Raw genomic sequence first — 11,446 nt, forward strand, 5'->3', positions numbered from 1 at the left:
TGCCTCCGGGGCTACCTGTCATGAGCGTCTTGTCCACGTTAGTGGAGTTTTCGCCAAAAGGTTCGCCCCGGCTTGATGGCAAATTATGTCAGTGGGCGCAGCCGGTACTGAGGCGGCAACTGCTCGAAGCCACTGATGGTGGTGTCCAGGCTCTTCCAGCGGCCGTCCTTGATGCCGTAGATGCAGCCATGAACCGACAGGTTTTGCCCGCGGTGCCAGGCATTTTGAACGATGCTGGTGTGGGCCACGTTGGCCACCTGCTGGATCACGTTCAGCTCGCACATGCGGTCTACCCGTTCTTCCTCGGTTGGCAGCGAGGAAAGGGTATGGCGGTGCTCGTAGTACAGGTCGCGGATAGAGCGCAGCCAGCCATCGATCAGCCCCAACTGGCGATCCTGCATTGACGCCCGTACGCCACCGCAACCGTAGTGGCCGGTCACCAGGATGTGTTTCACCTTCAGCACGTCCACAGCGTACTGAATCACCGACAGGCAGTTGAGGTCGGTGTGCAGGACCACGTTGGCCACGTTGCGGTGCACGAAGAGGTCACCTGGCAGCATGCCAACGATCTCATTGGCGGGCACGCGTGCATCGGAACAGCCGATCCAGAGGAATTCCGGCGTTTGTTGGCGTGCCAACTTGGCGAAAAAATCGGGGTCGCGCTGGGTAATGGCATCGGCCCAGCGGGCATTGTTGTCGATCAGTTCTTGCAGGTCGTTCATGGTCAGGCCTCGAGAGTGATGCGCCAGTATGACTCCGCTTCGGCAGGCCGGGTCACGTTGCGGAAGGCGGCTCGATTGAATCTTGGCAAGCGCGGCGAGTCCACCCTACAAGGCCCATAACCGGAGGAAAATCATGGAACCCACACAACGCCCCTACGGTGCGCCGGAACCTTCCGAAATCGACACCACCGAAGACCGGATCGGCTCGGTACACCCGCTGGACTTCAATGACCCGAACGGCGATGGCCCGGCAGGCTTTACGGGCGATGCCCTGGAAGACGAAGCGATGGCTTCGCCGCAGCGAGTCAACGAAGCTGGCTTGACTGGGGCATCGACCGACGACCACCACCAGACCATGGATGACATGAGCCCTGAAACGCTCATTCGTGAAGACGGCTCGGAATCGGTTGAAGAGGCCGAATTGAGCGGTGCGCCGGCCGACTTGCAGCTCAACCCGGTGGACGAGGATGACATCGGTGGCGGCGATGGGCTGGACGAAGCGGAGCTGGCCCGCCTGGACCCGCTAGACGGCAAGAAGTGGGATGGCGAAGCGGAATAACCCGCACGCCAGTCACATCAGGGTGCAGGCCATAACCAATGCATCCTCACGGCCGCCGGCGGCAGGGTAGTAATCCCGCCGCCGGCCCACTTCATTGAAACCGTAGCGATCATACAGGCGATACGCCGACTGATTGCTTGCGCGAACCTCCAGGAAGCACTCCCGGCCATTGAGCGCCAGTGCCCGATCCATCAGGTGTTCAAGCAGTTTGAGGCCCAGGCCCCGGCCCTGATTCTCGGGCTTCACGGTGAGGTTGAGCAGGTGCGCCTCGTCGATGATCACGTGAATCACCCCGTGCCCTACCAACTGCTGGCCCTCGAACATGAGCCAGATTTCGTAGCTTTTCAGCCCGTCGAGGAAGATGCCTCGGGTCCAGGGATGCGTGTAAGCGGCGTATTCGATCTTGAGTACGGCGTCCAGGTCCGCCTCGGTCATGGGGCGAAACGTTACTGCGTCATTCATTCCACGGGTTTCCAGCGCGCCATCAGCGGGCGCATCGCATGCCAGACGTCCGCTTTTCGCATCGGTTCGTCCATCAGGGTTTCAAGGCCGGGCAAAGCCCAGCCCTCACAAAGGTCGTCTATGCGCACCAGGCTATAGAATGCGGACTCACTCGCGTCGGCGGCGTAGCGCAACGCCGGCAGGCCGACCAGCCAGATGCAATCGCAGGGCTCGGTTTCCAGTTGCACGGAGATAAAGCCTTGCACGAAATCCCGCGCTGCTTCCGGCCCCTGGTCAAGGCTGCCCCTAGCCAACAGCGGCCAGCGTACTGGCTCCCCGATCAGCCTCGGGCTGTCGGGCAAGCCTGCGGCGCGTAGCATGTCCTTGAGCAGGAGGTAGCCCGGGTCCCTGGATTGGAAAGCCTCGCCAGTGGGCAGCTCCACCAGCACCAGGCAGGCCCCGGCACGCAAAAGCTGCAATGCGAAGCGAGGCGCCACCACAGCCGGCTTGGATGCCTTGACCGCAGGAGCAGGCGCGACCTCAGCGGGTTTGGCGGGTTTGGCCAGCGCCGCTGGGCGCGGTAGTTCGGGCCGTGGGCGCTCGGTTGGCGACGGGTTCGGCGCGGTGGCTACCTTGGCAGCCGCCGGGGACACGCTTTGCAGGGCATGCGCCTCGGGTTGCGCCGGGGCTTCCCAGGCCAGCAGCTCGGCCCGTGACGGCGCGGCGAACGGCAACTCGGCACGGGGCAACCACTGGACCACTTGCATGGCGTCCAGGTAGGCGCGGCGGCGGGGTTCGTTCAGCACAGGCAGCTCATCGTTGATCCGTAAAGGCAGCGATTCTACCGCGAGCGACGATAATTCACGACCGCTACGCGACAAGCTCACCCAGCCATCAGCGAACCCGCCGCAGGCGTGATGATGCGCTACAATCCGGCCTTTTTCTGGCAACCAGGCGGCCATCCCATGATCGAACCCAAGCGGGTGCTACGTGCCCTCGCCGAGCACTGGGCCCTGCTCGAACCCTTATGCGAGCGTTTCGACCAAGGCACCTTGAGCCTCGCGGAGCTGCGTGTGCAATTGGCCGCGCAACAGCGAGACAGCACGCCTCAGGACATCACGGCCTTGCTGGACGTGTGGATTCGGCTGGACATCCTCGTTCCGGTCGCAAAAAGCCCCAATCGCTTCGAGCTCAACGCCCAGATCCACGACTTTCTGGCTTACCTGCGGCGCGAGCACCGGCTGGGGCTATGCCTGGAGATCGAAGCGTACCTGCGGCACCTCGAACGGCTTGCCGGGCACATTCAAGATGCGTTCGACATCCGCGACAGCAATGACCTGGCGCGCCAATTGCGTTTGTTGGACATGCGTGTGCGTGACGTGCTCAAAAAGCTCGCCAACGACGAGCAGGCGCTGGTCGCAGTGGCCGAACGCGCCAAGACCAGTGACCGGCAGATCCCGCTCCGCCAGCGCTATGCCGAGGTGCTAGCCACCTGGGACGAATATGTAGAGCCGATGATCCAGCTGGTGAACGCCGACGGCGCCTTCGAGCAAGGGGTGCGTAAGGTGGAAAACGTATTGCTGCGCTTGCTGGGCGAACAGCAGCGCCTGGGCCATCTGATTGATGACGACATGTTGTTGCGTACCCATGCGCGTATTCTTGAAATGCAAACCAGTGCCCAGCTCACGCTTCGCCATGCTCGGGAATTATTGCTGCCATTGCGAGAGGAAGCCCGTCGGCACAACGCTGTGACCCGGGGCGCTGCGCTGGCGCTGGCCGCCATGCGCCGTAAGGGGCTGGAAGCCGTGCCCCAGGCAGCCCTCCCCCTCTTCACCCGCCCACAAAGCAATTTCCTGGGCACCGCAAGCCAGGTGGAAGCCTACGTCTATGCCCTGGCCCGGTTCGAATCCCGCCCGGCGCGCTTCCCCCGATCCGAGAAAGCCAGTGATCAGGGCGATACGCGCAAGGCGCCACGCACAGTTCGAGAAATGCTTGACCGTTGCGAACAGGCCCTGCCGTTGCCCGACCTTATGCGCTGGCTGCTGGATCAGGAGCCCGAGGGCGAGACCGACGAGCTGCTGTACTGGTTTTCACGCCTGTCCCGGGACAAGCGCTTCGCTCGCCAACGCCTGGAACGGCAGGACTATGCCACCCATGAACACCTTGTGAGCCTACGCTCCTTCGCCCTGTTTTCACCCGCCGATTTACCCGCCGGCGCGACCCCCGTGAGCCTTGCCGATGAATCTTGACCTGAGTGAACTTACCCAACTGGCGCCGATATTCCGGGAGCTGTTCAAAGGCTTTCATATCAGCCGGCGCGATCCGGAACTGTATGCACAGCTGTCGAACTTCCAGGATGCCTATCGGGGGCTGTTTCGCGCCCTGGGCTTTGAGCTGGTATGCGATACCCGTGGCTTTTATTACTTCGTTCCCGAACAGGCCGCGGCGCAGGTAAACAAAACCGCACAGCGGCTTTCGCTGTTCACCTTCATCCTGGTGGAGCACTTGGCAGACCAAGGCCGCGACCCGATCAGTGTGCTCGACGGCGGGAGCCTGGGCCGGGATGAATTGCCCGGGCTGCTGGAGAAATACCGGGACCTGTTCGGTCAGGCGGAAGTGCAAACAGCCGAAGAGCTGGAAGAGAAGATCATGCGCCGCATGGCCCAGCTCGGCTTCACTCACGAAGAAAACGGCGTTTACCGGTTCCTTGCGCCCATGCATCGGTTCCTTGATGTGTGCCTGTCGGTTCAGCAAGACCGTGACCTTGCCGCCAGCCTTCATAGCGCCTTGCCGCTCCCAACGCCTGTTCTGGTGGACGACACTCTGGAAGGTGGCTTCGAGGAGGACGAGGAACACGCGCTTGCCGCCGCGATAGCCGATGAACAAGAGGAGCTACAAGCATGAGCCAGGAACGCTACGGCATTCGGCGCTTCGCCTTGTTGAACACCGCTGGTTATAGCTTGGGGCTGTTCCCGCTTGAACACCCGCTGTCAGTGTATGGCGCGAACAATCTCGGCAAGAGCGCCTCGATCAACGCCCTGCAGTTCCCGATCCTGGCACGCATGTCGGACATGAGCTTTGGCAAATACAGCCTGGAGCAGTCTCGCAAGTTCTACTTTGCCAGTGACACCAGCTACATCCTGTGTGAGGTTCTGCTCCCCCACGGGCCCCATGTGATCGGCGTAGTGGGCCGCGGCCCGGGCGGTGGATTCGGCCATCAGTTCTTCGCCTATGCCGGCGCGCTGGACCTTGCCCATTACCAGAAAGACGATACCTGCCTGCGCCAGAAAGAGCTGTTCGCCAACCTGGACCGCCATGGCATCAAGGCCTATGAAGTAAAGCCCGACGAGCTACGTCGGCTGCTGGTGGGCGGCCATACGTCCATTCCGCTGGACCTTACGCTCATCCCGCTGCGCTCTACTAGTGAGCAAAGCCTGAAGACGTTCCGTGCGCTGTTCATCAACTTGCTGCACATGCGAGAAATTACCGCGGCCAAGCTCAAGCAGCTGTTCCTTGATGCTTTCGAGCACAGCCTTCGCTCCGGGAGCGTGGACTATATTGCGGCTTGCGAGGAAGCGTTCCGCGATGTCCGCCGCATGGAGCAGGACTACCATGCGCTGGTTGCCGCCGGCCCTCTGGTTGAAGCGTTAGCCAACGGGGTGCGCCAGCGTGATCAGCTGCGCGGCAAACTGCATCGGCTATCGCCTGTTCTCGACGCGCTGCTCGGCACCTGGCAGGCCTACGCACAGGATCGCAAGGAAGAACTGGTGGTTCAGGCTGAGCATTATCGTAGCCAGCAGGACGTATTGCAGAACGACCAGCGGGGGACCACTCAGGAGCTGATGCGCCTGGAGCGGGAAATCACTGGCGTGCAGCGGTGGCTGGGTGAGCTGTCCGTACTGCGCCATCGCTTCGCCTTGGTAGACGATGCCCGTGTACTTGAGCAGCAACTGTTAGTCGCCAAGGATGCCCACGACGAACTCGCAGGGGCATTGGCCCACGCGAGGCAGTTCAGCAGCGATGACCTGGAAGCCCGCGTGCGCGAACTGGAAAGCCGGTTGAAGTCCGTGAAGCAGCAGCTGGACCATGCGGACAACAACAGCTATGCGCGCTTGCGTGAGGAGTTCTCACAGCAGGATGTGGAGCGGCTGATGCGTGTGTTCAACGGCGCGCTGTTCACCCTGCCCTTGGGCGAGAAAGGCATTGACCTCCAAGGCAGTGACGCCTGGGTCAAAACGCTCGAGGCGATGCTGGATCAGTTCAAGGGCGATCGCTTCGAAGTGCCAGGCCTTTCCATCGATCTTTCCTCGATCGAAGTTCCGGCCCTGCAAGCCTTGGCAGATCGCGCGGCATTGAGGGATCAGAAAGACCGCCTCGACAAGGAACTGCGTCAGCTGAAAACCCAGCAAACGGTTACCTCGGACAGGGTCGCGAGCAAGGCTCAGGCAGACGCGTTGTATCAGCAAGTACTGGACGCACAGAAAGCGCTGGAAGATTTCCGCAGGGCGCAGACCCTCGCAGCCGAGGAGCCTGCCAAGCTGGAACAACTGGCCCAAATGGAGGCCGCGCAGGATGACCTGAAGCGATCCAGCGATGCGTTCGCCGAGCGCGTGCAGCAGCTGGCGGCCAAGCTTCAACTGGTAAGCCGCCAACTGGGAGACCTTGAATCGCAGCAGCGCACCCTTGACGACACATTGCGCCGCCGTCAGTTGCTGCCTGCCGACCTGCCATTCGGGACACCGTTCATGGAGCCGGTAGATGACAGCATGGACAATCTCTTGCCCCTGCTTAACGACTATCAAGACAGCTGGCAGGCATTGCTGCGCGTGGATGGGCAGATCGAAGCGCTGTATGCGCAGGTCCGCCTCAAGGGTGTCGCCAAGTTCGATAGTGAGGAGGACACCGAGCGACGCCTGCAGCTGTTGATCAATGCGTATGCCCACCGCCAGGACGAAGCCCTTACCTTGGGCAAGGCACGCCGCGCTGCGGTCACGGATATCGCACGCACCTTGCGCAACATCCGCAGCGACTACGACAGCCTTGAACATCAACTGGGCTTGTTCAACCGCGAGATCAACCGCAGGCAGGTTTCGAACCTGGAAAGCTTCCGTATCGTGCTTGCGCCGAACAAGGAAGCACTCAAACACATCGACCAGATCATCTACAGCGCCGGGCAATATGAAGAGGGCGAAACGCTTTCTGTGTTCGACCTCAGCCAAAGCGCTGAGCAAGACAGCAAGAACGAGGAGGCAAAAGAGTATCTGGCCAGGCTCGTCGCAGCCAACCATAACCAGCTGGGCCTGAAAGACCTGTTCGAACTGGCTTTCGAGATCACCAAGGTACATGGGCAGCCGGTGTTGCACACGGACATTGACGGGGCAGCATCAAACGGCACCACCATGACCATCAAGGCGCTCACCAATATGTACCTGTTGCTGCACCTTATGGATCGGGAGCGGGCTGGCAAGATCCGTCTGCCTTATTACCTGGACGAAGCGGCGGACATAGACGACCGCAACCAGATGGCACTGCTCGAGACCAGCCAGCACTTGGGGTTCACGCCTATCCTCGCCTCGGTCAAACCACAGGTTTCGGCTCGGGTAGCGATCGATCTGGAAGGAGGAAGCGGGCCCAATGGCATTTACATCGACGAGGCGGACTGGAAGATCATTCGCCGCCATGACGAGCATCCAGCTGCAGAGTTACTCAAGGCCGCAGAGGCAATAGTTTGAAGCGCTGACGGCTCATATGCCCCGCCGTGTGCGGGGCTTTTTTTGCGTGCGCTTCTGGGGCTGGAAGGGAGCGTAATTTTTTAGGGGTACAGAAAAGACAAAACCCCCGATCGCGAGGCGATCAGGGGTTCTGGGTTTGAATCTTGACGATGACCTACTCTCACATGGGGAAACCCCACACTACCATCGGCGATGCATCGTTTCACTGCTGAGTTCGGGATGGGATCAGGTGGTTCCAATGCTCTATGGTCGTCAAGAAATTCGGTAGCGGCCCCGTTTGCACGTGGTCGCGAATCTGGGTATGTGATGTTTGTGATGTCGCCAATTTTCGGTGTGTCTTCACCGCCGCGCTCTGTGCTTACACAGATTGCTTGGGTGTTATATGGTCAAGCCTCACGGGCAATTAGTATGGGTTAGCTCAACGCCTCACAGCGCTTACACACCCCACCTATCAACGTCGTAGTCTTCGACGGCCCTTCAGGGAGCTCAAGGCTCCAGTGAGATCTCATCTTGAGGCAAGTTTCCCGCTTAGATGCTTTCAGCGGTTATCTCTTCCGAACATAGCTACCCGGCAATGCCACTGGCGTGACAACCGGAACACCAGAGGTTCGTCCACTCCGGTCCTCTCGTACTAGGAGCAGCCCCTCTCAAATCTCAAACGTCCACGGCAGATAGGGACCGAACTGTCTCACGACGTTCTAAACCCAGCTCGCGTACCACTTTAAATGGCGAACAGCCATACCCTTGGGACCGGCTTCAGCCCCAGGATGTGATGAGCCGACATCGAGGTGCCAAACACCGCCGTCGATATGAACTCTTGGGCGGTATCAGCCTGTTATCCCCGGAGTACCTTTTATCCGTTGAGCGATGGCCCTTCCATACAGAACCACCGGATCACTAAGACCTACTTTCGTACCTGCTCGACGTGTCTGTCTCGCAGTCAAGCGCGCTTTTGCCTTTATACTCTACGACCGATTTCCGACCGGTCTGAGCGCACCTTCGTACTCCTCCGTTACTCTTTGGGAGGAGACCGCCCCAGTCAAACTACCCACCATACACTGTCCTCGATCCGGATAACGGACCTGAGTTAGAACCTCAAGGTTGCCAGGGTGGTATTTCAAGGATGGCTCCACGCAGACTGGCGTCCACGCTTCATAGCCTCCCACCTATCCTACACAAGCAAGCTCAAAGTCCAGTGCAAAGCTATAGTAAAGGTTCACGGGGTCTTTCCGTCTAGCCGCGGATACACTGCATCTTCACAGCGATTTCAATTTCACTGAGTCTCGGGTGGAGACAGCGCCGCCATCGTTACGCCATTCGTGCAGGTCGGAACTTACCCGACAAGGAATTTCGCTACCTTAGGACCGTTATAGTTACGGCCGCCGTTTACCGGGGCTTCGATCAAGAGCTTCGCTTGCGCTAACCCCATCAATTAACCTTCCGGCACCGGGCAGGCGTCACACCCTATACGTCCACTTTCGTGTTTGCAGAGTGCTGTGTTTTTAATAAACAGTCGCAGCGGCCTGGTATCTTCGACCGGCAAAAGCTTACGGGGCAAGCCCTTCACCTTCGCCGGCGCACCTTCTCCCGAAGTTACGGTGCCATTTTGCCTAGTTCCTTCACCCGAGTTCTCTCAAGCGCCTTGGTATTCTCTACCCAACCACCTGTGTCGGTTTGGGGTACGGTTCCTGGTTACCTGAAGCTTAGAAGCTTTTCCTGGAAGCATGGCATCGACCACTTCATGCCCGAAGGCACTCGTCATCAGCTCTCGGCCTAGGGATCCCGGATTTACCTAAGATCCCAGCCTACCACCTTAAACCTGGACAACCAACGCCAGGCTGGCCTAGCCTTCTCCGTCCCTCCATCGCAGTAACCAGAAGTACAGGAATATTAACCTGTTTTCCATCGACTACGCTTTTCAGCCTCGCCTTAGGGACCGACTAACCCTGCGTCGATTAACGTTGCGCAGGAAACCTTGGTTTTTCGGCGTGCGAGTTTTTCACTCGCATTGTCGTTACTCATGTCAGCATTCGCACTTCTGATACCTCCAGCCAGCTTCTCAACTGACCTTCACAGGCTTACAGAACGCTCCTCTACCGCGTCACTTGCGTGACACCCGTAGCTTCGGTGTATGGTTTGAGCCCCGTTACATCTTCCGCGCAGGCCGACTCGACTAGTGAGCTATTACGCTTTCTTTAAAGGGTGGCTGCTTCTAAGCCAACCTCCTAGCTGTCTAAGCCTTCCCACATCGTTTCCCACTTAACCATAACTTTGGGACCTTAGCTGACGGTCTGGGTTGTTTCCCTTTTCACGACGGACGTTAGCACCCGCCGTGTGTCTCCCATGCTCGGCACTTGTAGGTATTCGGAGTTTGCATCGGTTTGGTAAGTCGGGATGACCCCCTAGCCGAAACAGTGCTCTACCCCCTACAGTGATACATGAGGCGCTACCTAAATAGCTTTCGAGGAGAACCAGCTATCTCCGAGCTTGATTAGCCTTTCACTCCGATCCACAGGTCATCCGCTAACTTTTCAACGGTAGTCGGTTCGGTCCTCCAGTCAGTGTTACCTAACCTTCAACCTGCCCATGGATAGATCGCCCGGTTTCGGGTCTATACCCAGCGACTAAACGCCCTATTAAGACTCGCTTTCGCTACGCCTCCCCTATTCGGTTAAGCTCGCCACTGAATATAAGTCGCTGACCCATTATACAAAAGGTACGCAGTCACAGAACAAGTCTGCTCCCACTGCTTGTACGCATACGGTTTCAGGATCTATTTCACTCCCCTCTCCGGGGTTCTTTTCGCCTTTCCCTCACGGTACTGGTTCACTATCGGTCAGTCAGTAGTATTTAGCCTTGGAGGATGGTCCCCCCATGTTCAGACAAAGTTTCTCGTGCTCCGTCCTACTCGATTTCATTGACAAGAGATTTTCGCGTACAGGGCTATCACCCACTATGGCCGCACTTTCCAGAGCGTTCCGCTAATCTCAAATCAACTTAAGGGCTGGTCCCCGTTCGCTCGCCACTACTAAGGGAATCTCGGTTGATTTCTTTTCCTCAGGGTACTTAGATGTTTCAGTTCCCCTGGTTCGCCTCTTGCACCTATGGATTCAGTACAAGATACTCAGCTTGTGCTGAGTGGGTTCCCCCATTCAGAGATCTCCGGATCAAAGTCTGTTTGCCGACTCCCCGAAGCTTATCGCAGGCTACCACGTCTTTCATCGCCTCTGACTGCCAAGGCATCCACCGTATGCGCTTATTCACTTGACCATATAACCCCAAGCAATCTCGGGATCGTACGGTGGTGAAGACAACATTCGCCGAAAATTCGCGATTCAACTCACAAATTTTACCTTAGCCTGAACACACACCAGTGAAAGTGCTGTCCAGTCTATCTTTCTATCACATACCCAAATTTTTAAAGAACGATTCTGAAAAAGATCAGAAATCAACATTCAGGCCTCGAACCGAGGGAATGCTCATTTCTAAGCTTTGACCGATGAAGGTGGTGGAGCCAAGCGGGATCGAACCGCTGACCTCCTGCGTGCAAGGCAGGCGCTCTCCCAGCTGAGCTATGGCCCCAAACAACTGGTGGGTCTGGGCAGATTCGAACTGCCGACCTCACCCTTATCAGGGGTGCGCTCTAACCAACTGAGCTACAGACCCAGTTAGATCTGAACCTAATCGTCTTTTACAAGGAATCAAGCAATTCGTGTGGGTGCTTATGGGCGGCTGTGTCGTCGATTAAGGAGGTGATCCAGCCGCAGGTTCCCCTACGGCTACCTTGTTACGACTTCACCCCAGTCATGAATCACACCGTGGTAACCGTCCCCCCGAAGGTTAGACTAGCTACTTCTGGTGCAACCCACTCCCATGGTGTGACGGGCGGTGTGTACAAGGCCCGGGAACGTATTCACCGCGACGTTCTGATTCGCGATTACTAGCGATTCCGACTTCACGCAGTCGAGTTGCAGACTGCGATCCGGACTACG

General features: G+C 58.3%; 7 protein-coding genes, 2 tRNA genes and 3 rRNA genes (1 of these 12 running past the window's edge). 4 read left to right on the forward strand and 8 right to left on the reverse strand.

Annotated features, from left to right (window positions below; genetic code table 11):
• Nucleotides 1–83: 83 nt before the first annotated feature.
• The gene (can, locus tag LG385_RS17580) at nucleotides 84–722 is read right to left on the reverse strand and encodes a carbonate dehydratase (RefSeq protein WP_225775299.1); all 639 of its coding nucleotides are present in this window, start codon (nucleotides 720–722) and stop codon (nucleotides 84–86) included.
• Nucleotides 723–855: 133 nt separating this feature from the next.
• Here can and LG385_RS17585 point away from each other — a divergent pair, with 133 nt between their 5' ends.
• Nucleotides 856–1,281, forward strand: coding sequence for a serine kinase/phosphatase (locus LG385_RS17585; protein WP_181116974.1), 426 nt, complete (start codon nucleotides 856–858; stop codon nucleotides 1,279–1,281).
• Nucleotides 1,282–1,293: 12 nt separating this feature from the next.
• On the opposite strand, the gene rimI is transcribed toward LG385_RS17585, so the two are convergent.
• Both rimI and LG385_RS17595 read right to left on the reverse strand, forming a co-directional pair.
• Nucleotides 1,294–1,743 (reverse strand): ribosomal protein S18-alanine N-acetyltransferase, encoded by a 450-nt coding sequence (gene rimI, locus LG385_RS17590; protein ID WP_181121718.1) that lies wholly within the window; start codon nucleotides 1,741–1,743, stop codon nucleotides 1,294–1,296.
• Nucleotides 1,740–2,528 (reverse strand): energy transducer TonB, encoded by a 789-nt coding sequence (locus LG385_RS17595; RefSeq protein WP_225775300.1) that lies wholly within the window; start codon nucleotides 2,526–2,528, stop codon nucleotides 1,740–1,742. The genes rimI and LG385_RS17595 overlap by 4 nt, the downstream gene beginning before the upstream one ends.
• A 159-nt stretch (nucleotides 2,529–2,687) precedes the next feature.
• Between LG385_RS17595 and mksB the strand changes: the two genes are divergently transcribed.
• From mksB to mksF, 3 genes are read left to right on the forward strand one after another with little or no spacing between them, the layout of a single operon-like run.
• A complete protein-coding gene (mksB, locus tag LG385_RS17600) occupies nucleotides 2,688–3,971 on the forward strand; it encodes an Mks condensin complex protein MksB (protein ID WP_225775301.1) in 1,284 nt (427 codons plus the stop codon).
• A complete protein-coding gene (gene mksE, locus LG385_RS17605; RefSeq protein WP_225775302.1) occupies nucleotides 3,961–4,626 on the forward strand; it encodes an Mks condensin complex protein MksE in 666 nt (221 codons plus the stop codon). The genes mksB and mksE overlap by 11 nt, the downstream gene beginning before the upstream one ends.
• Nucleotides 4,623–7,454, forward strand: coding sequence for an Mks condensin complex protein MksF (gene mksF, locus LG385_RS17610; RefSeq protein ID WP_225775303.1), 2,832 nt, complete (start codon nucleotides 4,623–4,625; stop codon nucleotides 7,452–7,454). The genes mksE and mksF overlap by 4 nt, the downstream gene beginning before the upstream one ends.
• A 141-nt stretch (nucleotides 7,455–7,595) precedes the next feature.
• Here mksF and rrf read toward each other — a convergent pair.
• The 5 genes from rrf to LG385_RS17635 all read right to left on the reverse strand — a co-directional run.
• A 5S ribosomal RNA gene (gene rrf / locus LG385_RS17615) occupies nucleotides 7,596–7,711 on the reverse strand.
• 125 nt (nucleotides 7,712–7,836) lie between these two features.
• Nucleotides 7,837–10,724: ribosomal RNA gene (locus LG385_RS17620) — 23S ribosomal RNA — on the reverse strand.
• 236 nt (nucleotides 10,725–10,960) lie between these two features.
• Nucleotides 10,961–11,036 (reverse strand) — tRNA-Ala (locus LG385_RS17625).
• 7 nt (nucleotides 11,037–11,043) lie between these two features.
• Nucleotides 11,044–11,120: transfer RNA gene (locus LG385_RS17630), tRNA-Ile, on the reverse strand.
• 79 nt (nucleotides 11,121–11,199) lie between these two features.
• A 16S ribosomal RNA gene (locus tag LG385_RS17635) occupies nucleotides 11,200–11,446 on the reverse strand; it runs 1,290 nt beyond the window's last position.
• The 16S, 23S and 5S rRNA genes sit together here with 2 tRNA genes alongside, the layout of an rRNA operon.

The organism is Pseudomonas sp. Marseille-Q5115, assembly GCF_916618905.1.
GTDB classification, from domain to species: domain Bacteria; phylum Pseudomonadota; class Gammaproteobacteria; order Pseudomonadales; family Pseudomonadaceae; genus Aquipseudomonas; species Aquipseudomonas japonica_A.

Excerpts from the sequence above, each read along its gene's own strand:
- can (WP_225775299.1), bottom strand. The coding sequence starts at position 722 with ATGAACGACCTGCAAGAACTGATCGACAACAATGCCCGCTGGGCCGAT.
- LG385_RS17585 (WP_181116974.1), top strand. The coding sequence starts at position 856 with ATGGAACCCACACAACGCCCCTACGGTGCGCCGGAACCTTCCGAAATC.
- rimI (WP_181121718.1), bottom strand. The coding sequence starts at position 1,743 with ATGAATGACGCAGTAACGTTTCGCCCCATGACCGAGGCGGACCTGGAC.
- mksB (WP_225775301.1), top strand. The coding sequence starts at position 2,688 with ATGATCGAACCCAAGCGGGTGCTACGTGCCCTCGCCGAGCACTGGGCC.
- mksE (WP_225775302.1), top strand. The coding sequence starts at position 3,961 with ATGAATCTTGACCTGAGTGAACTTACCCAACTGGCGCCGATATTCCGG.
- mksF (WP_225775303.1), top strand. The coding sequence starts at position 4,623 with ATGAGCCAGGAACGCTACGGCATTCGGCGCTTCGCCTTGTTGAACACC.